This is a genomic window from Streptomyces sp. NPDC127595, from assembly GCF_042671685.1.
Classification (GTDB): Bacteria; Actinomycetota; Actinomycetes; order Streptomycetales; family Streptomycetaceae; genus Streptomyces.
Genome location: NZ_JBHXWK010000006.1, coordinates 110,706 through 133,565, shown reverse-complemented (window position 1 = coordinate 133,565; position 22,860 = coordinate 110,706). Strand labels below are relative to the sequence as shown.

The 22,860-nt window shown below is 70.3% G+C and carries 22 protein-coding genes and 1 tRNA gene; 17 read left to right on the top strand and 6 right to left on the bottom strand.

Annotated features, from left to right (window positions below; all coding sequences use genetic code 11):
- Nucleotides 1-12 precede the first annotated feature (12 nt).
- From glpR to ACFVKT_RS20410, 8 genes are all read left to right on the top strand, one after another.
- Nucleotides 13-1,416: a gephyrin-like molybdotransferase receptor GlpR gene (glpR, locus tag ACFVKT_RS20445; RefSeq protein WP_385733414.1), complete on the top strand. Its 1,404-nt coding sequence runs from the start codon at nt 13-15 to the stop codon at nt 1,414-1,416.
- Nucleotides 1,417-1,511: 95 nt separating this feature from the next.
- Nucleotides 1,512-1,585: transfer RNA gene (locus ACFVKT_RS20440), tRNA-Ala, on the top strand.
- Between the two features lie 164 nt (nt 1,586-1,749).
- Nucleotides 1,750-2,415, top strand: a complete 666-nt coding sequence (locus ACFVKT_RS20435) for a response regulator transcription factor (RefSeq protein WP_385733412.1) — start codon at nt 1,750-1,752, stop codon at nt 2,413-2,415.
- Nucleotides 2,408-3,856, top strand: a complete 1,449-nt coding sequence (locus ACFVKT_RS20430; RefSeq protein ID WP_385733410.1) for a sensor histidine kinase — start codon at nt 2,408-2,410, stop codon at nt 3,854-3,856. Before ACFVKT_RS20435 ends, ACFVKT_RS20430 begins: the two co-directional genes overlap by 8 nt.
- A 58-nt stretch (nt 3,857-3,914) precedes the next feature.
- Entirely contained in the window at nt 3,915-4,445 is a 531-nt protein-coding gene (locus ACFVKT_RS20425; protein ID WP_385733408.1) for a hypothetical protein, read from the top strand.
- 62 nt (nt 4,446-4,507) lie between these two features.
- Nucleotides 4,508-5,548: a peptidoglycan-binding protein gene (locus ACFVKT_RS20420; RefSeq protein WP_385733406.1), complete on the top strand. Its 1,041-nt coding sequence runs from the start codon at nt 4,508-4,510 to the stop codon at nt 5,546-5,548.
- Between the two features lie 278 nt (nt 5,549-5,826).
- A complete protein-coding gene (locus tag ACFVKT_RS20415) occupies nt 5,827-6,501 on the top strand; it encodes an ABC transporter ATP-binding protein (RefSeq protein ID WP_385733404.1) in 675 nt (224 codons plus the stop codon).
- An 89-nt stretch (nt 6,502-6,590) separates the two neighbouring features.
- Nucleotides 6,591-7,775, top strand: a complete 1,185-nt coding sequence (locus ACFVKT_RS20410) for an ABC transporter permease (protein ID WP_385733402.1) — start codon at nt 6,591-6,593, stop codon at nt 7,773-7,775.
- A 27-nt stretch (nt 7,776-7,802) separates the two neighbouring features.
- On the opposite strand, the gene ACFVKT_RS20405 is transcribed toward ACFVKT_RS20410, so the two are convergent.
- The gene (locus ACFVKT_RS20405; protein WP_385733400.1) at nt 7,803-8,288 is read right to left on the bottom strand and encodes a GNAT family N-acetyltransferase; all 486 of its coding nucleotides are present in this window, start codon (nt 8,286-8,288) and stop codon (nt 7,803-7,805) included.
- 58 nt (nt 8,289-8,346) lie between these two features.
- On the opposite strand from ACFVKT_RS20405, the gene ACFVKT_RS20400 reads away from it, so the two are divergent.
- The gene (locus tag ACFVKT_RS20400; protein WP_385733398.1) at nt 8,347-9,150 is read left to right on the top strand and encodes an exodeoxyribonuclease III; all 804 of its coding nucleotides are present in this window, start codon (nt 8,347-8,349) and stop codon (nt 9,148-9,150) included.
- A 37-nt stretch (nt 9,151-9,187) separates the two neighbouring features.
- Here ACFVKT_RS20400 and ACFVKT_RS20395 read toward each other — a convergent pair whose 3' ends face one another.
- Nucleotides 9,188-9,814, bottom strand: a complete 627-nt coding sequence (locus tag ACFVKT_RS20395) for a MerR family transcriptional regulator (protein ID WP_385734196.1) — start codon at nt 9,812-9,814, stop codon at nt 9,188-9,190.
- A gap of 153 nt (nt 9,815-9,967) precedes the next feature.
- Between ACFVKT_RS20395 and ACFVKT_RS20390 the strand changes: the two genes are divergently transcribed.
- The 4 genes from ACFVKT_RS20390 to ACFVKT_RS20375 all read left to right on the top strand — a co-directional run bounded on the left by ACFVKT_RS20390 (nt 9,968) and on the right by ACFVKT_RS20375 (nt 13,629).
- The gene (locus ACFVKT_RS20390) at nt 9,968-11,485 is read left to right on the top strand and encodes a flavin-containing monooxygenase (RefSeq protein ID WP_385733396.1); all 1,518 of its coding nucleotides are present in this window, start codon (nt 9,968-9,970) and stop codon (nt 11,483-11,485) included.
- Nucleotides 11,482-12,399 (top strand): alpha/beta fold hydrolase, encoded by a 918-nt coding sequence (locus tag ACFVKT_RS20385; protein ID WP_385733394.1) that lies wholly within the window; start codon nt 11,482-11,484, stop codon nt 12,397-12,399. Before ACFVKT_RS20390 ends, ACFVKT_RS20385 begins: the two co-directional genes overlap by 4 nt.
- Nucleotides 12,396-13,274, top strand: a complete 879-nt coding sequence (locus ACFVKT_RS20380) for an SDR family oxidoreductase (protein WP_385733392.1) — start codon at nt 12,396-12,398, stop codon at nt 13,272-13,274. Before ACFVKT_RS20385 ends, ACFVKT_RS20380 begins: the two co-directional genes overlap by 4 nt.
- A gap of 115 nt (nt 13,275-13,389) precedes the next feature.
- The gene (locus ACFVKT_RS20375) at nt 13,390-13,629 is read left to right on the top strand and encodes a hypothetical protein (RefSeq protein ID WP_385733391.1); all 240 of its coding nucleotides are present in this window, start codon (nt 13,390-13,392) and stop codon (nt 13,627-13,629) included.
- 135 nt (nt 13,630-13,764) lie between these two features.
- Here the strand turns inward: ACFVKT_RS20375 and ACFVKT_RS20370 are convergent, their stop codons facing one another.
- Complete coding sequence (locus ACFVKT_RS20370; protein WP_385734194.1) at nt 13,765-17,055, bottom strand: S41 family peptidase; 3,291 nt, start codon at nt 17,053-17,055, stop codon at nt 13,765-13,767.
- A gap of 322 nt (nt 17,056-17,377) precedes the next feature.
- Between ACFVKT_RS20370 and ACFVKT_RS20365 the strand changes: the two genes are divergently transcribed.
- Nucleotides 17,378-17,968, top strand: a complete 591-nt coding sequence (locus ACFVKT_RS20365; RefSeq protein ID WP_385733389.1) for a TetR/AcrR family transcriptional regulator — start codon at nt 17,378-17,380, stop codon at nt 17,966-17,968.
- Nucleotides 17,969-18,125: 157 nt separating this feature from the next.
- Nucleotides 18,126-20,342 (top strand): MMPL family transporter, encoded by a 2,217-nt coding sequence (locus ACFVKT_RS20360; protein WP_385733387.1) that lies wholly within the window; start codon nt 18,126-18,128, stop codon nt 20,340-20,342.
- Between the two features lie 64 nt (nt 20,343-20,406).
- On the opposite strand, the gene ACFVKT_RS20355 is transcribed toward ACFVKT_RS20360, so the two are convergent.
- The 3 genes from ACFVKT_RS20355 to ACFVKT_RS20345 all read right to left on the bottom strand — a co-directional run bounded on the left by ACFVKT_RS20355 (nt 20,407) and on the right by ACFVKT_RS20345 (nt 21,609).
- On the bottom strand, nt 20,407-20,673 hold the full coding sequence (locus ACFVKT_RS20355) for a hypothetical protein (RefSeq protein ID WP_385733385.1): 267 nt from the start codon (nt 20,671-20,673) through the stop codon (nt 20,407-20,409).
- 225 nt (nt 20,674-20,898) lie between these two features.
- Nucleotides 20,899-21,078, bottom strand: a complete 180-nt coding sequence (locus ACFVKT_RS20350; protein WP_385733383.1) for a hypothetical protein — start codon at nt 21,076-21,078, stop codon at nt 20,899-20,901.
- A gap of 84 nt (nt 21,079-21,162) precedes the next feature.
- Nucleotides 21,163-21,609 (bottom strand): ATP-binding protein, encoded by a 447-nt coding sequence (locus ACFVKT_RS20345; RefSeq protein ID WP_385733381.1) that lies wholly within the window; start codon nt 21,607-21,609, stop codon nt 21,163-21,165.
- A 136-nt stretch (nt 21,610-21,745) separates the two neighbouring features.
- Here ACFVKT_RS20345 and ACFVKT_RS20340 point away from each other — a divergent pair, with 136 nt between their 5' ends.
- Nucleotides 21,746-22,603: a helix-turn-helix domain-containing protein gene (locus tag ACFVKT_RS20340; RefSeq protein ID WP_385733379.1), complete on the top strand. Its 858-nt coding sequence runs from the start codon at nt 21,746-21,748 to the stop codon at nt 22,601-22,603.
- On the top strand, nt 22,600-22,851 hold the full coding sequence (locus ACFVKT_RS20335) for a DUF397 domain-containing protein (protein WP_385733377.1): 252 nt from the start codon (nt 22,600-22,602) through the stop codon (nt 22,849-22,851). The genes ACFVKT_RS20340 and ACFVKT_RS20335 overlap by 4 nt, the downstream gene beginning before the upstream one ends.
- The last annotated feature ends 9 nt before the right edge of the window (nt 22,852-22,860 follow it).

The following is a 22,860-nucleotide window of genomic DNA, read 5'->3' as shown; positions in this document are numbered from 1 at the left end:
ACCGTGTGAGGCGTGAGCAGCAGCGGCCTCATCTACGCAGTCATCGTCGGGGCCTGGGCCGCCTACTTGGTGCCGATGTGGCTCCGTAGGCAGGACGAGCTGAACGAAGCCCGTCCGACGGAACGCTTCAGCACCGCCATCCGGCTGCTGTCCGGACGGGCGGGCATGGAGCGCCGATACGCCAAGGACCTGCGGGCGCGCTCCACCGAAGAGGGGGAGCCCAGCGCCGATTCGGACGGCGTCACCGACTCGGTGGACGTCCGGGCCTTCGCCATGCCTCCGGCCCAGTCGCAAGCACCGGCCCAGCACCGACCGCAGGCGCACGCGCAGGCACCGGCCCAGCAACGACCGCAGGCACAGGCGCACGCGCAGGCACAGTCCCGGCCGCAGGTACGGGAGCGGGTTCAGGCCCAGCCCCCCGTCCAGCCCGAGCCGGAGTCGACGCACCAGAGCACGGGCAGGCCCGGAACCCAGCACGGGACACCGGCGCACGCGGCGCAGGAACCGGCGCGCGGCGCGCACTCCGCGCAGGGCGCCTCCAGACCCGTACCGCAGCAGTCGGCCAGACCCACGCCGAAGCAGGCGGCACGGCCCAACTCCGAGCCCAAGCCCGCGTCCCGGCAGACCCCTGCCGCGCGGCGTGCTGCTTCCGCGGACGCCGCGGCACGCGCCCGGCGCTCGAAGGTGCTCGCGCGCCGACGGCGTACGACGGTGATGCTCTTCCTCGCCTTCACGCTCGGCACGATCGTGGCGGCCGTCGGGGGGCTCGCGTTCCTGTGGGCACCCGGCGTACCGGCAGTGATGCTGAGCGGGTACATCGTGTATCTGCGCGCCCAGGAACGGCGCCGCTTCACGTACACGATGGACCGGCGCCGGGCCGAGGCCGCGGCGCAGCGGCTGCGGGAACGGCAGCCGCGACGACGGCCGACCGTCGACCCCGGTGCCGACGAGCCGGACGAGGGACCGGAGCCGGAGACCGACCCCGGTCTCTCCGCGCTCGCCGCCGACCGCCGCGCGCTCGTCGAGCAGACGGACCACGCGGAGTGGGTGGATCAGCAGCGCGAGCGTCAGCGGGGCCCCGGCCGGGGTGACAGCTGGGATCCGGTGCCGGTTCCGCTTCCGACGTATGTCACCGCGCCGGTCGCACCCAGGGCCACATCGAGTGTCGACCTCGGCGGGCCGGACGCGTGGAGCTCGGCGCGGTCCAGCGCCGTCGAGCCGAGCGCGTCCGACACGGAGCGCGCCGCCGAGGAGGACTGCGAGGACGACGGGGGTGCCGATGGCGCGGACTGCGCCGACGACAGTCGCAGCGACGCCCGTCGCGCCGCGTCCGCACGCCGCGCCCGCGAGCGCGGTCGCACCCCGCTGTTCGACCAGTACGAGGACGGGGAACGGCCGCGCGCGGCCAACGAGTGAGGCTGCCGTGACGGCCCCTCGGGGCCACCGGCTGACCAGCCAGGAACGGATTTCCGGGCACCCTGATGGGGATGCTAGAGTTTCTCTCGTTGCAAGGGCCTGTGGCGCAGTCTGGTAGCGCACCTCGTTCGCATCGAGGGGGTCTGGGGTTCAAATCCCCACAGGTCCACATTGCATGCAGGGACTGTTCTTGGGTTCGCTCAGGGGCAGTTGACAAGATCCCGTCCGATCTGGTTGATCGGGCGGGATCTTGGCGTTTCCGGGAGTTGCCGGTAGCTGTGCGGAGCAGGGTGGTTAAGGCCGTGTTCAGGGTGGTGTGCCACCGTGGGCCGGATGCGATTACTGGTGGTCGAGGACGACGTGCGGTTGGCGGACGTGTTGTTCGCCGGGCTGGTCGCCGAGGGGTTCGACGTCGATGTCGTGCACGACGGCCTGGAGGGGTACTGGCAGGCGTGTGAGGGAGCGCACGACGTCATCGTGCTGGACATCATGCTGCCGTCGCTCAGCGGATACGACATCGCGCGGCGGCTGCGGGCCGAGCAGGTCTGGACTCCGGTCCTGATGCTCACCGCGAAGGACGGCGAGTACGACGAGGCCGACGGGCTCGATGTCGGGGCGGACGACTACCTGCGGAAGCCGTTCTCGTTCGTCGTGCTCGTCGCCCGCTTGAGGGCGCTGGCGCGGAGGGGGGCCACACCTCGTCCGCGGCTGCTCAGCCATGGGGGACTCACACTCGACCCCGAGTCGGGGGACTGCACCGTGGGCGGGCAGGCGGTCGGGCTGCAGCGGCGGGAACGGGCGGTGCTGGAGGTGCTGCTGCGCAACCGGGACCGCGTGCTGTCGAAGGGGCGGCTGCTTCGGGCGGTCTGGGGGCTGGACGCGCCTGGGGACGCGAACCTCATCGAGGTGTACGTGTCCGGGCTGCGGCGGAAGATCGGGGCGGCGCGGATCGACACGGTGCGGGGGCTGGGGTACCGGCTGGTCGATCCCGATGCGTGAGTGGCGTCGGCGCATCCTGCGGCGGGGTACGTGGTGGCCCACCCTGCGGGGCGCGTGGCTGGCCGTCCCGCGGTTCACGCGCAGGCCGACCCCGCGCGTCACATGGCGGCCAACTCTGCGCGTCACGCTGACCGCGCTCGTGACCCTGGCTGTCGGGCTGGTGCTCACGCTCGCCTCGGTCGTGCTGGTCAGTGGCATGTCGCACACCCTGATCGGTGATGTCAAAGAGGCGGCCGTCCGCGAGGTCGACCGGGTGGCGGACGAACTGGCGGGCGGGAAGCCCGCGACCGACCGGCGGTACAGCCCGGTGGACGTCGTCACCGTGATCCGTGTCGAGGACGAGAGCGGGCGGATCGTCCAGACGATTCCCGAGCTGCCGACGGGGGCTGCGGAGGACCGTCCGTCCGCCCGGCCCTCCGAAGAGCCCGTCCAGGTCCCCGCCGAGGACCTCGTGGTCGCGTCCCGCACGGTCGTCACGCCCGAGGGCGTACGGACGGTGTCCGCGGTGTCCCGGCTCGGGCCGGTCAGCCGGAGTATCGACCTGGTGGTCCGGGCGCTGTGGGTCGGTACGCCGGTGCTGACGGCGTTCGTCGGGCTGCTGACCTGGTTCACCGTGGACCGCGCGCTGCGGCCGATCGAGGCCATTCGCAGGCGGGCCGAGGCGATCAGCCACTCGACGCTTGGCGAACGGCTGCCCCGGCCGAGGACCGGCGACGAGGTGGAGCGGCTGACCACCACGCTGAACGCCATGCTGGACCGCCTCGACGAGGGCGCTCGCCGGCAGCGCGAGTTCGTCTCGGACGCGTCCCATGAGCTGCGTACACCACTCGCCGTGATCCGGGCGGAGCTCGAAGTGTCGCTGGCCCACCGGAGTGCCGACGACTGGCGAGGTGTCGCCGGGCGCCTGCTGGAGGATCACCGGCGGCTCGACCGGCTCACCGGCGACCTGTTGATTCTGGCCCGCACCGAGGATTCGACGGTGTCCCGGCGAGCCGAGACCGTACGGCTGGACGAGGTCGTGGCGGGAGAGCTGCGTGCCGTGAGCAGGGCAGAGGCCGTTGCCTCGCTCGGGCAGCCGGTCGAGGTCACCGGTGTGGTCGCCGAACTGGCCCGGCTGGCCAGGAATCTGCTCGACAACGCCGACCGCCACGCGGCCGGCCGGGTGGCGGTGCGGGTCGGGACGGCCGGCGGCCGCGCCGTGTTCAGCGTGGACGACGACGGGCCCGGGATCCCCGTGGAGCAGCGGGCGCGGGTGTTCGAGCGGTTCGTACGGCTGGGGGACGGCAGCCGGGCCCGGGGCGACGGGGGAGTCGGCCTCGGCCTCGCCATGGCGCGCGGCATCGCGCGTCGGCACGGCGGTGATGTCACGGTCACCGAATCCCCGCTGGGCGGCGCCCACTTCGAGGTTCAGCTCCCGCTCAGCCCGGCTCAGGTCGTCTGAAGGATTCCTCGCCACCGTGGTGGTCCTCACTCCTCACCAACCACGGAGGTGAAAGGCCATGTCGCGTTCTATACGCGGTGGTTCGGCGGCGCTTCTGCTCCCCGCCCTGCTGCTTCCCGTCGCGCTGCTCCTGACCGGTTGCGGCAGCTCGGGCGGAGGCACGGAAGCCCAACAGGCCGGGCAATCAGGGCAGTCAGGGCAATCCGGGCAGTCCCAGCAGGACACGACGCAGGACGCGTTGCTGGCGTACGCCCAGTGCATGCGGACGAACGGGGTGCAGGTGCCGGATCCGCAGCCCAGCGATCCCGGCTCGCTCTACGACGGGGTCGACACCGAGGCGGCGGCTTTCAAGGCGGCCGACAAGAACTGCGCCCACCTGATCGCCGGGATCGTCCAGGACCGGGAGAAGCAGGACCCCGAGCAGGCGCAGGAGAACCAGGAGGAACTGCTCGCGCTCGCCAAGTGCCTGCGCGCACACGGGATCGACGTCTCAGATCCGGTCCCCGGGCAGACCGACGGACCCTTCGGCAAGAGCCTGGACCGCACCGACCCGGCCGCGGCCAAGGCACTGAAGGCGTGCCAGAAGTGATGACGACGGAGAGGGGGGAGAAGGCGGGGAAGGCAGGGAAGGCGGGGAGGCGGCGCGTTGGCGTGGCCGTGCTCTGCGTCTTCGTCGCGGTCACGGTCGTATCCGTGCTGCTGGTAAGGACGTTGCCCACGACAAGTCCCTCTGACGGCGGCGGGCAGGGTTCGTACGCCACCGCCGAGGCCGCAGTCCGTGATCTGACCCTGACCCAGACGCTGAACGGCGTTGTCGCCTACCAGGGTCTGCGCGCCCTGTCGCCGGGGCGGAGCGGCGTGATCACGCAACTGCCTGCCGTGGACGAGCAGTTCGACTCCGGAGACGTGCTGATGCGGATCGACGACCGGCCCGTGGTGCTGCTGGCGGGCAAGGTGCCCGCGTGGCGGGACCTGCGGCCCGGGATGTCCGACGGCGCCGACGTGAAGGAGCTGGAGGCGGCGCTGCTCGCGCTCGGGTACGGCACGAAGGGTGACGGATATCCGGACGGCCACTGGGACTCTCGTACGACGGACGCGGTCGAGGAGTTCCAGGGGAAGACGGGTGCCGTGGTCGACGGCGTGGTCTCCCTGGGCGACGTGGTCTTCGCCTCCGGACCGGTCCGGGTCGCGAAGCTCGACGCCCACCCGGGCGGTCCCGCCGCGCCCGGAACATCGGTGATGAAGGTCTCCGACACCGTCCGTGTGGTGATGCTCGACCTCGATCCGCTCGACCGGAACCTGATGAAGCAAGACGCCCCCTTGGAGGTCGAGTTCCCTTCCGGGGACAGGGTCGCCGCGACGGTCCAGTCCATCAGTACGACGCTGGAGATGAACGCGGACAACAAGGGGGTGTACAAGGTCACGGCGAGCCTTGAGCAGCCGTCGGCGGGCAAGGACCTCGTGCTGGCGCCGGTGACGGTGCACTACACGACCGTCGTCGCCAAGGACGTGCTCTCCGTCCCGGCCACGGCCATCGTCGGGACGCCCGGGGGCGGTTACGTGGTGGATGTCGTCTCGGCGAAGGACGGCGGCCTCGAGAGGGTGCCGGTGAAGCTCGGGGCGTGGGGCGACGGCTTCGTCGCGATCACCGGGGATGTCCCGGCCGGCAGCCAGGTGGAGGTGCCGGAGTGACCGGCTCCGTATCCGAGGCGGGACCCGGGCGTGAAGTGGGTCCCGTATCCGAGGCGGGACCCGGGCGTGAAGTGGGTCCCGTATCCGAGGCGGGACCCGGGCGTGAAGTGGGTCCCGTACCCGAGGCGGGACCCGTGCGTGAAGTGGGTCCCGTACCCGAGGCGGGACCCGTGCGTGAAGTGGGTCCCGTACCCGAGGCGGGACCCGTACTCGAGTCGGGTCCCCAATCTGAAGCAGGACCCGTACTCGAGGCGGGACCCCTCCCCGAAGCCGGACCCGTGCTCGAACTCGTCGATGTCGTGCACCAGTACCCGGGATCCCCGCCCGTACGGGCTCTCGACGGGGTGAACCTGACGGTGACGGCCGGGGAATGGGTCGCCATCGTGGGCCCGTCCGGCTCTGGCAAGTCCACGCTGCTCAGCCTGATGGGTGCCCTGTCCACGCCCACCTCGGGGGTCGTACGCGTCGACGGTCACGACGTGACGCGGCTGGCCGACGGCGAACTCTCCGCGCTGCGCGGGCGGGCGCTCGGCTTCGTCTTCCAGTCCTTCCATCTTCTCCAGGGCCTCACGGCGCTCGACAACGTCGCGACCGCCCTCCTGTACCGGGGGGTTCCGGTCAGGGAACGGCGCGAGCGCGCGGCGCGGGCGCTGGACCGGGTCGGGCTCGGGCAGCGGCTCGGGCACCGGCCATCGCAACTGTCCGGCGGCGAGTGCCAGCGGGTCGCCATCGCCCGCGCGCTGGTCGGCGAACCGGCCCTGATACTCGCCGACGAGCCGACCGGGAACCTGGACTCGCGTACCGGTGAGGAGATCATGAACCTGTTCGGCGAACTGCACGCGGCCGGCGCGACGCTCGCGCTCATCACCCACGACGAGGACATCGCCCGCGCGGCACCGCGCCGCCTCCATGTCCGCGACGGCCGGATCGTCGCCCAGGGGGTGGTGGCATGAGGTCGGCGGGTGGTGGCGTGGGGTCTGCGAGGGGCGGCGTGAGGTCAGTCGGCAGTGGTTTGAGGTCCGGCGGCGGTGGCTTGAGGTCCGTGCTGCGGCCCCGTGACGCGCTGGCCCTCGGTCTGCTCGGGCTGGTCGGCGCGGGCGGCCGACGCGGGCGGGCGGTGCTGACGGCGATCGGCATCTCGATCGGGATCGCCGCCATCGTGGCCGTGGTCGGAATCTCGGCCTCCTCGAAGGCGAACGTCCTCGCGGTCCTGGACCGGCTCGGCACCAACTATCTGACGGTCACTCCGGGGCAGTCCCTGACCGGCGGCAGTGCCCAGCTCCCGGCGCAGGCGCCTGGCCGGCTGTCGCTCCTCGACCAGGTGCAGGCCGTGGCCATGACCGCCCAACTCGACGTGACCGTACGGCGCAGCGACCGGCTTCCGGCGACCGACACCAGGGGTACGGCGGTGCTGGCGGCCGACGGCGGCCTGCTGAGCACGTTGGGCGGCGAGCTCGCGGCCGGACACTGGCTGGACCAGGGGGTGAACGGTTACCCCACGGTCGTGTTCGGTACGACGGCCGCCCGGCGCCAGGGGGTCGACCTGGCCCGGGGGGACCAGCTTGTCTGGCTCGGGGACCAGTGGTTCGCGGTGGTCGGCGTACTCAAGGCGATGCCGCTGGCGCCCGAGCTCGACAACGCGGCGATCATCAGCACCCGTATCGCCGAGCAGGAGTTCGGCTACGAGGGGTCGCCCACGACGGTCTACCTCCGGACCGACCCGCAGCACGTCAACGCCGTGTACGAGGTGGCTGCCGGCACCGCCGACCCGCGGAGCCCGGGGGAGGTCGAGGTCACCCGGCCGTCGGACGCGCTGGAGGCACGGGCCGCCGCGGACACATCGTTCACGGCGCTGCTGCTCGGGCTCGGCGGGGTCGCGCTGCTGGTGGGCGGGGTGGGCATCGCCAACATCATGGTCATCTCGGTGCTGGAGCGGCGGGGCGAGATCGGGGTGCGGCGCGCCCTCGGCGCCTCGCGGCGCCATGTCAGGGTGCAGTTCCTGGTGGAGGCGCTGGCCCAGGCGGGAGCGGGCGGACTCGTTGGCGTGGCGCTGGGTGCCGCGATCACCGTCGGGTACGACGTCAGCGCGGACTGGCCGGTCGTCCTGCCCGCCCAGGGGCTGGCCGGCGGTGTACTGGCCGCCCTCGCGATCGGCGGCCTCGCCGGCCTCTACCCGGCGGGGCGTGCGGCCCGCCTCCAGCCGGCGGAGGCGGTGCGACCGGTATGAGCCTCGGGGTTTCTGTTTGACCGGCGTCTACTTCGCGCGAAGTGGCTTCGCGAAGCAGCGGCTCAGGGGGGAGTCGCGGTAGTGGCCGAACTTGGTGCAGGGTTCGTAGCCGCTCGACTCGTAGAGGGCGATCGCCTCCGGCTGCTCGGTGCCCGTTTCCAGGACCATGCGGGTACGGCCGGCCGCGCGGGCGTCCGTCTCCAGGGCGGCCAGGATGCGGCGGGCGAGGCCGAGGCCGCGGGCCTGAGGGATCACGTACATGCGCTTGAGCTCGGCGTCGCCGTCCGCGTACCCCTCGTCGTTCTCGTCCTGGGCGCGCCAGCCGCCGGTGGCCACCGGCCGGTCCCGGTCGTCGTACGCGATGAGGTAGAGGCCGAGCGGTGGCTCGAACATCCTCGCGTCGAGCGGTGTGACATCGCCCTCGTCGCCGTAGCGCTCGGCGTATTCGGCCTGCACCTGGTCGTTGAGCTTGACGGCGTCGGGGTGGTCGAAAGGGACCCGGCGGAAATCCATGCGAACCTTCGTACTTTCATGCGTAGGGCGGGCGGTACGGATTAAGTATCGTGCCCGCGTGCTGACTATTACCTCTGTGAACGTCAATGGGCTCCGGGCCGCCGCGAAGAAGGGTTTCGTGGAGTGGCTCGCCGGGACCTCCGCGGATGTGCTCTGCCTTCAGGAGGTGCGGGCCGAGCCGCAGCAGCTGCCGGACGAGGTCCGCGCGCCCGAGGGCTGGCATGTCGTGCACGCACCCGCCCTCGCCAAGGGGCGGGCGGGTGTGTCCCTGTACACGCGGCGCGAGCCCGACCGGGTGCGGACCGGGTTCGGGTCCGCGGAGTTCGACGCCAGTGGGCGGTACGTCGAGGCTGACCTCCCCGGTGTCACCGTCGCCAGCCTCTATCTGCCCTCGGGCGAGGTCGGGACCGACCGGCAGGACGAGAAGATCCGGTTCATGGGGGAGTTCCTCGCCTACCTGAAGGGGCTCAGGGAGCGCGCCGCCGCCGACGGGCGTGAGGTCGTCGTGTGCGGCGACTGGAACATCGCCCACCGCGAGGCCGACCTCAAGAACTGGCGCGCCAACAGGAAGAACTCCGGGTTCCTGCCCGAGGAGCGGGAGTGGATGGGGCGGGTCTTCGACGCGACCGACGGCGGGTACGTCGATGTCGTGCGCGCGCTGCATCCGGACGTCGAGGGGCCGTACTCGTGGTGGTCGTACCGGGGGCGGGCCTTCGACGGCGACGCAGGTTGGAGGATCGACTACCACGTCTCCACGCCGGGGCTCGCGGGCAAGGCCGTCAAGGGGTTCGTGGAGCGTGCGGCGACGCATGAGGAGCGGTGGTCCGACCATGCGCCGGTGACGGTGGTCTATAACCACTGACTGGGGTGGTCTATAACCACTGACTGGGCGGCCAGGTCTACGACTTCTGATCGCGTAGCCGTCTGTCCATCGCCATCGACAGTTCCGCCTCCGCCACGGTCTTCGCCAGGGGCCGTAGGCGTTGGAGGTCGGACGGGGTGTGGTCGGCGGTGAGGACCAGAGTGATGAAGAGGTCGGCGAGGGCGTCTGCGTGGGCGCGTACCTGGCGGGCTGTCGCGAGGACGTCCGCGAGGGGGATGCCCTCGCGGACCAGGGCCGCCGAGGCGTCGAGCAGGCGGCGGCTGATGTGGACGATCTCGCCGCCGTCGGTGCCGAGGTAGCCGAGGTCGAGTGAGGCGGCGAGGTTCTCCGGGGTGGCCTGGCCGGCGAAGACGTCGGCCAGCTCCTCGGGGGAGAGGCGGACCGGGGTTTCCTCGGAGGGCTCGCCGAGGCCGAGCAACTCACCCACGTTGCGGCCGTGGTCGAACGCTTCCGCCAGTTCCGCGATGCCGTTCAGGGTGTGGCCGCGTTCCAGGAGCGCCGTGATCGTGCGCAGGCGGGCCAGGTGGGTGGTGTCGTACCAGGCGATACGGCCCTCGCGGCGGGGCGGCGGAATCAGTTTGCGCTCGCGGTAGAAGCGCAGGGTGCGCACGGTGATGCCGGCCTCCTTGGCCAGCTCCGCCATCCGGTACTCGCGCTTCTCCGTCACGAGCGCACCCTACGTCGTACCGTCGGTAACTTTCCCTGTCGCGACCCCTACCCATGAGTACGAACCTGCCCTACTCTCCCCATTGCGCCAGTGTTCACTGGCAGAGTCGTGGGTCAGGGAGGCTTCGGGATGACCGAGCACGAGCATGTGCGGGTGGCGGTGATCGGGTCCGGGTTCGGCGGGCTGGGGGCGGCCGTGCGGCTCCGCCGTGAAGGGGCCACCGATTTCGTCGTCCTGGAGCGGGCCGACAGCGTGGGCGGCACCTGGCGGGACAACAGCTATCCCGGCTGCGCCTGCGACGTACCGTCCCATCTGTACTCGTTCTCGTTCGCGCCCCATCCCGACTGGCCGCGTACCTTCTCCGGGCAGGAGCACATCCGCGCCTATCTGGAGCACGTGGCGGACGTCTTCCGGCTGCGGTCGCATCTGCGCTTCAACTCCGAAGTGAAGAAGCTGACTTGGGACGCGGAGAAGCTGCGGTGGGGGATCGAGACCAGTAGCGGCTTTCTTACCGCCGACGTCGTCGTGTCCGCCACCGGGGCGCTGTCCGACCCCAAGGTCCCGGACATCGCGGGGATCGACACCTTCCCCGGCAAGGTCTTCCACTCCGCCCGCTGGGACCACGACTACGACCTGCGCGGCAAGCGCGTCGCCATGATCGGTACGGGGGCCTCGGCCATTCAGATCGTGCCGGCCATCCAGCCGGAGGTCGCGCACCTCACGCTCTTCCAGCGCACCCCGCCGTGGGTGATGCCGCGCACCGACCGTGCCATCAGCGGCGTCGAGCGGTGGCTGCACCGGCAGCTGCCGTTCACGGCGCAGGCCAGGCGCGGACTCCTGTGGGGGATCCGGGAGTTGCAGGTCCAGGCGTTCACCAAGCGGCCCAACGAGCTGGGGATGGTGGAGCAGTTGGCCAAGCGCAACATCGCCCGCGCCATCAAGGACGCTGGTCTGCGGGCCCGGCTCACCCCGGACTACCGCATCGGCTGCAAGCGGATCCTGCTCTCCAACTCCTACTATCCGGCGCTCGCCCAGCCCAACGTGGACCTGGTGGGCGGTCTCAGCGAGATCAGGGGATCCACCCTCGTCGCGGCCGACGGCAGCGAGGCCGAGGTCGACGCGATCGTCTTCGGTACGGGATTTCACGTCACCGACATGCCGATCGCCGACCGGGTCGTCGGCGCGGACGGCCGGACGCTCGCCGAGTCCTGGAAGGACGGCATGAAGTCGCTGCGGGGCGCCACCGCCGCGGGCTTCCCCAACTGGCTGACGATCGTCGGGCCCAACACCGGGCTCGGGAACTCCAGCATGATCCTGATGATCGAGTCCCAGCTCAACTACATGGCCGACTTCGTACGGCAGTTGGACGTGCTCGGCGGGCGGGTGGCCCTCGACGCGCGCCCCCACGCCGTGGACGCCTGGAACCGCCAGGTCCAGGGGCGGATGAAGCGCACGGTGTGGAACGTCGGCGGCTGCGAAAGCTGGTACCTCGACGCCAACGGGGTCAACACGACCATCTGGCCGGGGACCACGACCGAGTTCCGCAGGGCGACGCGACGTGTCGAACTGGCGGAGTACGAGGTGCTGCGGGCGGCCGAGCCGCGCACGGAGAACACCGCCGAGAAGGCCGTGGAGGCCGGAGTATGAGCCGGCTCATGCATGTGTCGCACGGGCCCTACGCCCCGCCCGTCGCCGCGCGCGAACTGACCGCCGTCTCCGCCGACGGGGCGCGGCTGCACGTCGAGGTGCACGGCGCGGAGGGGGCGCCCGCTGTAGTCCTCGTGCACGGCTGGACCTGCTCAACCGCCTTCTGGGCGGCGCAGATCCGCGAGCTCGCCGCCGACCACCGGGTCATCGCGTACGACCAGCGCGGGCACGGGCGCAGTCCCGCGAGCGACGCGTGCGGTACGGACGCGCTCGCCGACGACCTGGAGGCGGTGCTCGCGGCCACCCTCGCGCCGGGCGAGAAGGCCGTGCTTGTGGGGCACTCCATGGGCGGGATGACGCTGATGGCCGCCTCCGCGCGGCCGGGGCTGCGGGAGCACGCGGCGGCTGTACTCCTGTGCAGCACGGGCAGTTCGAAACTGGTCGCCGAGTCGCGGGTGGTGCCGCTGCGCGCCGGGCGGCTGCGGACCCGTATCACCCGGTCGGTTCTCGGTTCGCGGGCGCCGCTCGGACCGGTCACGCCGCTCGCCGGCCGGATCCTCAAGTACGCGACCATGGGCGCCGGTTCGTCGCCGGTCATGGTCGAGGCGTGCGCGCGGATCGTGCACGCGTGTCCGCGGCGGGTGCGCTACGCCTGGTCGGTCGTGCTCGACCGGCTCGATCTGGATGACGGCGCACGTCAGTTGGTGGCACCGACCGCCGTGCTGGTGGGTACGGCGGACCGGATGACGCCGGCCCTGCACGCACGTGCCCTGGTCGCCGCGCTGCCCAACTGCGTCGGGATCACCGAACTGGCCGGACTCGGGCACATGACTCCGGTGGAGGCGCCCGAGCTGGTGACCGGGCGGATACGCGAACTGGTGTCGACGTACGTACAGATCAAGGAGGGCGCATGAGCAGGGTGAGCCTCGAAGGGCAGGTCGCGGTCGTCACGGGGGCCGCTCGGGGAGTCGGTGAACTCCTCGCCCGCAAGCTCTCCGCACGCGGGGCGAAGGTCGCGCTCGTCGGTCTGGAGGCGGACGAGCTGAAGCAGGTCTCGGAGCGGCTGCACAGTGAGAGCGGCCACTGGTACGCCGATGTCACCGACCACGAGGCGATGGCGCGGGTCGCCGAGGAGGTGAAGGAGCGGTTCGGGAAGGTGGACATCGTCGTCGCGAACGCGGGGGTGGCCAACGGCGGGCCCTTCGTCGAGTCCGACCCGGTCGCCTGGCGGCGCGTGATCGAGGTCAACCTCATCGGGTCCGCGGTGACTGCTCGCGCCTTCCTGCCGGTGCTGATGGAGAGCCGCGGTTATCTGCTCCAGATCGCCTCGCTCGCCGCGGTCACCCCGGCGCCGATGATGACCGCGTACTGCGCGTCCAAGTCGGGCGTGGAGGCGTACGCGCACAGTCTGCGGGCCGAGGTCGGCTACAAGGGGGTGCGGGTCGGCGTCGGTTACCTGTCGTGGACCGACACCGACATGGTGCGCGGGGCCGATCAGGACGACGTGATGCGCGAACTGCGGCAGCGGCTGCCGTGGCCGGCCAACAAGACGTATCCGCTGGGTCCTGCCGTCGACCGGATCGTCGCCGGCATCGAGCGGCGGTCGAGCCATGTGTACGCGCAGTGGTGGCTGCGGGGGACGCAGGGCATCCGCGGTTACCTTCCCGGGATCATCGCGGTGGTGGGGGAGCGGGAGATGCGGCGGCTCGAACCACGACTCAAGGGTGTGGGCAGGGGACTTGTGGGTGCGGGCGGGGCGGCGGACGAGGAGGAACGGCAGGGCGTCTGACCTGGAGTTCCTGGGCGTACTCACCGTGCGTTATTGATCGAAATGCGTGCTCTGTGGCCCCGTGTAAGTCTGGTCGAGGCTTGACCCCCTCACCCACAAACGGGAGTGAAAACTCATGGGTATGAAGGACCAGTTCCAGGACAAGGCCGAAGAGATGAAGCAGCGGGCCAAGAAGAAGATGGGCGAGAACGCCGAGAACCAGGACGAGGCGAGCGAGCGTTCCTCGCGGCAGCCCGAGCCCGGCCGGCGGGACCGCGAGCGCGGCGAGCAGGACCGTGGCGAGCGTGGTGAGCGGGGCACGGACCGCATGCAGCAGGAGGCTCAGGACCGCTTCGACCAGGACTACGACGTCTGACGTCTGGCAGTTGGTGTCTGGCGATCTGACCTCTGACGTCGGACGATCTGGCCTCTGAGGTCCGGTCGTCGAGTCGCCGCACGAGCAGTACCTGGGTGGGGCGCCCTCCTCAACGAGGGCGCCCCACCCCGGTGTTCAGGCTCGCGGCGGCAGCTTCGGCCTCGTCCGGTCCGGCACGTTCGAGTAGTCCGGCGGGGAGGCCGCGGGCTGTGTGTTCAGCAGGTCCAGGGCGAGTTGGACGGCGTCGTCGAGCTGCGCGTGGCGGCCCTCGGCCCAGTCCAGCGGTGTGCGGAGGATCTCCAGGTCGGGGTAGACGCCCTTGTTCTCGATGGACCAGCCGTACGCGTCGAACCAGGCGGCGTTCATCGGGACCGTGATCACCGTCCCGTCGCCGAGACGGTGCCGGCCGGTCATGCCGACGACTCCGCCCCAGGTGCGCTGGCCGACGACGGGCCCCAGCTTCAGCAGCTTGAAGGCGGCGGTGATCATGTCGCCGTCGGACGAGGTCGCTTCGTCCGCAAGGGCCACCACCGGACCGCGCGGAGCGTTGGAGGCGTACGACACCGGCTGGGCGTTGCGTGTCAGGTCCCAGCCCAGGATCTTGCGGGTCAGCTTCTCGACGACCAGTTCGCTGATGTGGCCGCCCGCGTTGCCGCGCACGTCGACGATGAGCGCGGGCCGGGACACCTCCAGGCGCAGGTCGCGGTTGAACTGGGCCCAGCCCGAGCCGCCCATGTCGGGGATGTGCAGATAGCCGCAGCGTCCGCCGCTCAACTCCCGTACGACGTCACGGCGTTTGGCCACCCAGTCCTGGTAGCGCAGCGGCCGTTCGTCGATGAGCGGGACCACGGCGACCCGGCGGGAGCGCCCCGCACCCTTCGCCGGGGTGAACTCCGCCGGGGTGAACGTCAGCTCCACCGTCGTACCGCCCGCGCCCGCCAGCAAGGGATACGGGCCCGTGACCGGGTCCACCGGCCGGCCGTCCACGTGGGTGAGCATCGCGCCCTCGCGAATGCCCGTGCCGGCCAGCGGTGAACGGGCCTTGGAGTCCGAGGAGTCGCCGGGGAGGATCCGCTTGAGCATCCAACTCCCGTCCCTGCGGACGAAGTTGGCGCCGAGCAGGCCCTGCCGGCGCTGGTAGTGGGCCGGGCCCTCGTTGCGGCGGGCGGCGGAGACGTACGCGTGCGAGGTGGCCAGTTCGCCGAGCACCTCGCGGAGCAGATCCGCGAAGTCGTCGGGGGACGCGACCCGTTCGACCAGGGGGCGGTACTGCGCGAGCACCGCGTCCCAGTCGATGCCGCACATCTGTGGCTCCCAGTAGTACGCGCGGATGATGCGGCCCGCTTCCTCGTACGCCTGGCGCCACTCGGCGGGCGGGTCGGCCTCGTGCAGGATGCGGCGCAGGTCGATCCAGACCGTGGAGTCGCCGTCGCCGGACTCGGTGGAGGGGACGGCGCGCAGGTCGCCCTCGTCGACCACGACCAGCCGGCTGCCGTCGCCGCTGACCGCGAACCAGTCGAGATGGTCGACGAGTTCGGACTTCTTCGCCTTGGCGATGTTGAAGTACTCGAGGGTGGGGCGGCCGGAGGTGTCGTCGGGGTTGGCGAAGGTCTCGCCGAGCGCGCCCGAGATCGGCCAGCGCAGCCAGACCAGGCCGCCGCCCGCGACCGGGTAGAGCGCCGAGTACTTGGAGGCGGTGACCGGGAACGGCGTCACCCGGCTCTCCAGGCCCTCGATCTCGACGGTCACCGTGGAGCCGTCGCCCGTGTCGTCCTCGACCGGGTCCAGGCCTCCCGCGACCGGCCGGCCGTCGGGGTTGAGCGCGAAGGGGGAGGGGGTCGCGGACGACAGGGGCACCAGGTAGGGACGGCAGCCGAGCGGGAAGGACAGGTCTCCGGTGTGGACGTCGTACACCGGGTCGAAGCCGCGCCAGGACAGGAACGCCAGATAGCGGCCGTCCCGCGTGAACACCGGATTCTCGTCCTCGAAGCGGCCGTTGGTGACATCGACGATCAGGCGGTCCCCTTGTCCCTTCGGGGAAATTCGAGCCATCTTGATCTGGCGCAAGGAGCGGCCGATCCCGGGGTGTGCCCAGGTCAGCCAGGCACCGTCCGGCGAGAAGGCGAGATCGCGCACCGGCCCGTTGACGGACCGGATGAGCTCGGTGACCTCGCCTCCCCCAGACTTCGTCCGGGAGGTGCCCCCAGACTCCTCGGACGCGTCCAGGAGCAGCAGCCGCCCGTCGTTCGAAGCGATCGCGAGACGCTCGCCCTGCGGGTCCGACACCAGTTCCTGTACGCGGCCCAGTTCGCCGGAGGCCAGGCGGCGCGGTTCGCGTTCACCGCTCGCACGCGGGAGGTAGGCGATCTCGACGGCGTCCTCGCCCTCCGCGTCGGTGACGTAAGCGACCTGGCCGCCGGAGCCGAGCATCTCGGGGAGCCGGACCCGTACGCCCGGGGTGTCCGCGATGGTGCGCGCGGGGCCGTCGCGGTGGGTGAGCCAGTACAAGCTGCCGCGTACGACGACGGCGCTGGCCCGGCCCGTCTCGTCGACGGAGATGCTGTCGATGTGCTGGGCGGCAGGCACCTGGTAGGTACGGCGTCCGGCGCGCGGGCCGCCGAGGCGGACGTCGAGCCGGCGCGGGATCGAGTCGGCGGACAGGTCGTCGACGATCCACAGGTCGCCCGCGCACTGGTAGACGACCCGGGTGCCGTCACTGGAGGCGTGCCGGGCGTAGTACGCGTCGTGGTCGGTGTGGCGGCGCAGGCCGGAGCCGTCGTACGCGCACGAGTACAGGTTGCCGACGCCCTCGTGGTCGGAGAGGAACGCGATGCGGCCGCCCACGAACATGGGCGTGTCGAGGTGGCCTTCGAGATCGGCGAGGAGCCGCCTGCCGTGCAGCCAGAGCCGGCCTGTCGCGCCGCCGCGGTAGCGCTTCCAGGCGGCCGGTTCGTGCGGTGGGGTGCCGGTGAGCAGCAGGGTCTGGCGCTCGCCGCCGATGTCGGCGACCGCGATGTCGGAGACCGGGCCCCAGGGGAGTTTGCCCCCCGGGTCGCCGGTGGTGGGGACGCTGTAGGCCCAGGTGAAGTAGGAGAAGGGCTGGCCGTGCGAGGCGACGGCGAGGATGTCGCTGTTTCCGTCCTTGTCAGGGGGTGACCAGCCGCAGACCTGGGTGTCGGCGCTGCCCCAGTAGGTGAGCTGTCGGCCGGGGCCGCCGTCCACCGGCGCCAGATGGATCTCGGGGACGAAGCTGCGCCAGCTCGTGTACGCGATCTGGCGGCCGTCGGGGGAGAAGCGGGGGTGGCCGACCTTGGTGCGGTCGACGGTGAGGCGCCAGGCGCGGCCCGGTCCTTCCAAGGGGGCCACCCACAGGTCGTCCTCGGCCGCGAAGCACAGCCGGTCGCCGCTGAGGTGTGGGAAGCGCAGGTAGCCCGGGGCGCTCTCCTCGCCGGTCGCGTTCTCGTACGTGTCCCTGGGTTCGACCTCGTACCTGCCCTTGGGCTCGACCTCGTGCGTGTCCCTGGTTTCGTCCTCGTGCGCGTCGCTCACCTCCCTATGCTTTTCCGGTCGGGGGGCCTCGGCAACTTGTGCGCGGGGGCGTTTGCGGGGTTGAGCCGGAAACCCGTGACACACGACACGTACGAAACGGTTTCGTTTCGCTCGCTCTCAGGGTATGTTCAGAGACGTAAGAACCGTGTCGCCCGGAGCTCCCCCCGCTCCGTGCGCCGAGCAGGAGAAGGTGAGTGGGATGACTGAAGCCGCAACGGTGCGACGCAGTCGGATCACGCCCGAGCGTGAGGCCGAGCTGTACGCGGCTGTGCTCGACCTGCTTCGGGAGGTCGGTTACGACGCCCTGACGATGGACGCCGTCGCCACCCGCACCAAGTCGAGCAAGGCCACCCTCTACCGCCAGTGGGGCGGCAAGGCGGAGCTCGTCGCCAGGGCGATGCGGCAACAGAAGCCGGGCCGGCTCGGCGGTGTCGACACCGGGTCCCTCCAGGGTGACCTTCACGCGATGGTGACGCGTGAGGACGACTGTCACATGGAACAGAACTCCGCGCTGATGCGGGGACTGGCCGTGGCGATGCACGCGAACCCCGATCTCCGGCGTGCCTTCCGGGAGTTGCTCATCGAGCCCGAGATGGCGGAGGTGCGGCGCATGCTGCAACGCGCGATCGACCGTGGTGAGGTCCGTCCGGACAACCCGGCGATCGACTACGTGATGCACATGATGATCGGTGGCTTCGCCGCCCGGACAATGATCGACGAACTACCTCCGAGCCAGGCCTTCCTCACCTCTTACGTCGACGCAGTGGTCCTCCCTGCCCTCTGCGCCTGAACCTCACCCCCCTTGTAAGTCCCTTGCAATTCCCTGCACTTGTACCTGACGCGACCGCTCACGTCGTCGGGCTGATCCTTCCTGCCCTCACCCGGTCCCCAGCGGGTGATCGCACCAGCCCTTTGCCATCCCACGACCTGACCGGGAGTACGCCCTCGTGGCTACGTTTCTCTATAAACTCGGCCGACTCGCCTTCAGGCGACGGCACTTCGTCGCCCTGATCTGGGTGGCGCTGCTCACCCTCGCCGGTGTCGGCGCGGCAAGCGCACCCGCCGCGGGCACCAGTTCCTTCTCGATACCCGGCACGGAGGCACAGAAGGCCTTCGACCTGCTGGAACAGCGCAACCCCGGCATGAGCGCCGACGGTGCGACCGCGCGAGTCGTCTTCAAGGCGCCCGCCGGCGAGAAGATGGAGGACGCGGAGAACAAGGCGACCGTCGAGAAGGCCGTCGAGGCACTCGGCGACGGTTCCGAGGTCACCTCCGTCACGGACCCCTACAAGGCCAACTCGATCTCCAAGGACGGGTCCGTCGCGTACGCGCAGGTCTCGTACAAGGTCTCCGGCATGGAGTTGAAGGACTCCTCGAAGGAGGCCCTGGAGGACACGGCGAAGGAGGCGCGGGCCGGCGGCCTGACCGTCGAGATCGGCGGTGACGCGCTCCAGGCGACGCCCGAGACCGGGTCCACCGAGGTCATCGGTATCGCGGTCGCCGCGGTCGTCCTCGTCATCACCTTCGGCTCGCTGATCGCGGCCGGACTGCCCCTGCTGACCGCCCTGATCGGCGTGGGCATCGGCATTTCCGTCATCACGGCCCTGGCGAAGCCGCTCGACCTCGGCAGCACCACCTCCACCCTCGCGATGATGATCGGCCTCGCGGTCGGTATCGACTACGCGCTGTTCATCGTCTCCCGCTACCGAGCCGAGCTGGCCGAGGGCCGCGAACGCGAGGAAGCGGCCGGGCGGGCCGTCGGCACGGCGGGTTCCGCGGTCGTCTTCGCAGGTCTCACCGTGGTCATCGCGCTGGTCGGCCTGTCGGTCGTGAACGTCCCGATGCTGACGAAGATGGGGGTCGCGGCGGCCGGCACGGTCGTCATCGCCGTGCTGATCGCTCTCACCCTGATCCCGGCACTGCTCGGTTACGTCGGCAAGAAGGTCCAGCCCGCGGGCAAGAAGAGCAGGCTGCTGGGCGGAGGCCGGGCCGCCAAGAAGGCGGGCAGGCCCAACATGGGCACCCGCTGGGCGAGCTTCGTCGTACGCCGTCCGGTCGCCGTCCTCCTCTTCGGTGTCGTCGCGCTCGGCGCCGCCGCGATTCCGGCGACCTCGCTCGAACTGGGCCTGGGCGACGACGGTTCGCAGCCGACGTCCACGACCCAGCGCCGGGCGTACGACCTGCTGTCGGACGGCTTCGGGCCCGGCTTCAACGGTCCGCTGATGATCGTCGCGGACGTGAAGGCGAGCGACGACCCGGAGGCCGCCGTCACCACGGTGACCGACCGGATCAAGGAACTCGACGATGTGGTGTCGGTGACGGCGTCGCCGCTGAACGAGGCCGGGGACACCGCCACGATCAACGTTATCCCGGACTCCAAGCCCTCCTCGATCACCACCGAGGACCTGGTGCACGCCATCCGTGGCGAGGCCGGCGACATCAAGGCGGACACCGGTGCGGAGGTGCTGGTCACCGGCACGACGGCGATGAACATCGACTTCTCGCAGAAGCTCAACGACGCGCTGCTTCCGTACCTTGCGCTGGTCGTCGGTCTCGCCTTCCTCCTGCTGATCGTGGTCTTCCGCTCGATCCTGGTCCCGCTGAAGGCGGCCCTCGGCTTCCTGCTCTCGGTGCTGGCCGCGCTCGGCGCCGTCGTCGCGGTCTTCCAGTGGGGCTGGTTCGCCGGCCTGCTGGGCGTCGAGGAGACCGGCCCGATCATGTCGATGATGCCGATCTTCATGGTGGGCGTCGTCTTCGGCCTCGCGATGGACTACGAGGTCTTCCTCGTGACCCGCATGCGCGAGGCGTACGTCCACGGTGAGCGGCCCAACCAGGCGATCGTGACCGGGTTCAACCACGGGGCCCGCGTCGTCACCGCCGCCGCCGTCATCATGATGGCCGTCTTCGGCGGCTTCATCGGCTCCACCGAGTCGATGATCAAGATGATCGGCTTCGGCCTCGCCATCGCGGTCTTCTTCGACGCCTTCATCGTCCGCATGGCGATCGTCCCGGCGGTCCTGTCCCTCCTCGGCAAGAAGGCCTGGTGGCTTCCGAAGTGGCTCGACCGCGCCCTCCCCAACGTCGACGTCGAGGGCGAGGGGCTGCGCAAGCTGGACGAGGAGCGGCGCGGCACGGACGAGGACCGGGAGTTGGCAGCGGTCTGAGGTTCGCGTAGCGGTTGGCGGGGCGTCCCACGTGTGGTGGGGCGCCCCGCCTTGTGTGTGTCTCTTACTGCTGTCGGTCGGCCGGGTCCTCGGTGAACACCTCTGCTGCCGAGGTAGCCGTGGTGGTGGCGCGGTTGAACCATCGGGTGAGGTCACCGAGGTCGTTGCAGGTGGCGATGCGCTCCCGGTCGGCGCCGGAGAGAACGAAGCCGCGGCCTTCGAGGAGAAACAGGACGTCAAGCCTTCTGCAACTGAGGAACCCCTTGAGGTACTCCCGGGAGGTGGTTGTGACGTACGCCTCGCCGTAGCCCCGGGCAAGTTCTTCGCTCATTCGCTCGGCGAGGACGCTGGGCGAACAGGTCGTTGGGTACGGGCTCTTCGGGGAACGCCTCGGATAGGGGGGTGACCTTGCCGACCGGCAGGCCCACGCGGGTCAAGACCGCGAGGATGCTCTCGGCCACAGCCTCGGCCGGAAGGTCCGAACGTTCCTCCCAGGATGACGCCACGAGGGCCTTGCGGAGAGCTTCGGCCGGCCCGCGGCCCGGAAAGTCCGCCGTCACCGGTTCTGGCCCGGCTCGTTGGCGTCCGGGACTTCGGCGAACACCCTGGTGGTGGTGGAGGAGGCAAAGATCGGCGTTCCGATCTCTCGGATGCCTACCTTGCGGCTGAGGCGGGGGAAGAGGCCGGACTCGTGCCGGATGACTCGGTGCTTCATCTGGTGATTGGAACTGAGCATCGTGGAGATGGTGCTCCTTTCGGGATGAACGGCGGCGAGCATATGACGACCGACTAGTCGGAAATCCGGCCAATGGGGCGATGATCACCCTTGTGGGTGACGGGCTCTGCCAACGTCCACCTCCGCCCAGACCGTCTTGCGGGGCGGGAGTCCCGATGTCACGCCCCAGCGGTCCGCCAGTGCGTCCACGAGCAGTAGGCCGCGCCCTGAATCGGCTTGCGGCTCTGCCGGGTTGAGCCGGGGAAGGCGGTCACCGCGGGTGTCCGTGACCTCGATGCGGAGCGTGTCGCTGACGACGTAGAGCGTGAGGCGGAAGTCGCGGCCCGGGACTCGCCCGTGGGTCGCGGCGTTGGCCGCCAACTCGGCGACGATCTGACTTGCCGCCTCCAATGGAAGCTCCCAGCTGCGGAGTTGTTCCGCGGCGAGCAGGCGAGCCAGGCGGGCACCGCGAGGCGTGGGGGACAGGAGGACGCTGAAGTTGCGGATGGGGTGGCCGAGTTGGGGGTGAGGGACGGCAGTCTCTTGATTCACATCACTCAGCGTGGCCGATTCTGCCTACGGTGAGGAGTCACGGCGCGTGTGCGTACCGTTACTGTCCGGCGTTTGTCTCGGGCTGTCTCGGCTGTCTCCGTGCCGTACGGGTACGAGTGCGCGTTGGAGGTGGGCGATGAGCGAGGGCGTGGACGAGGGCGTGGACGAGGCCGGCTGGGGCATCGAGCCCGGGGACGAGATGGCGCCGATGATCGAGGTCGTCGGCGGTGTCATCAAGTTCCACCGGGAGGCCGCGGGGATGAGCGCGGCCGACTTCGGGGAGGCCATGGGGTACGGCGAGGACATGGTCCGCAAGATCGAGCGCGGGGCGCGGATTCCCCGGCTGGAGTTCCTGTACCAGGCGGACGAGGTGCTGCATGCGGGCGGGGCGATCGGCGTGCTGCGGGTGCACACGGAGAAGGCCCGCTATCCGAAGAAGGTGCGGGAGCTTGCTCAGCTGGAGGCGCGGGCGGTTGAGTTGCTGCTTTACAGCACCCACCACATCCATGGCCTGTTGCAGACGCCTGAGTATGCAGCTGCCATGTTCGAGAACCGGCAGCCCGCCCTCTCCCAGGGTGTGATGGAGCGTGAGGTCGCCGCGCGCATGGCCCGCAAGTCCGTCTTTGAGCAGGATCCGGCTCCAGCACTCTGTTTCATCCAGGAACAGGTGACGCTGGAACGCCCCCTCGGGGGCAAGATGGTGTTGCGCCGACAGCTCGAACACCTGCTGGGTATCGGGCAGTTGCGGAACGTCTCGCTCCAGGTCATGCCGACAGACCGGGAGGAGCACGCCGGAATGCATGGCCTGATCGAGGTGCTGAAGTTTCCCGACGGCACAGCGGTTGGGCGTTCCGACGGCGCGTTCAACGGCCGCCCGGTCTCAAGTCCCAGGGATCTTCGTATCCTTGAACTGCGCTACGGCATGATCCGGGCGCAGGCTCTCACGCCGAGGGAGTCGGAAGCCTTCATCGAGCAATTGCTGGGGAGACTATGACTGCCAGGGAACTCCACTGGTTCAAGAGCAGCTACAGCAGCGGCCCCGAACCCGGCGACTGCGTGGAGGTGGCGCACGACTGGTTCAAGAGCAGCTACAGCAGCAGTGGCGAACCCGGTGACTGCGTCGAGATAGCCGTGGCCCCCGCCACCATCCACGTCCGCGACTCCAAGAACACCCAGGGTCCCCACCTCACCGTGGACCCCACCGCGTGGACGGACTTCGTGGCGCACGTGGCGGTGGTGTAGACGCAGTGA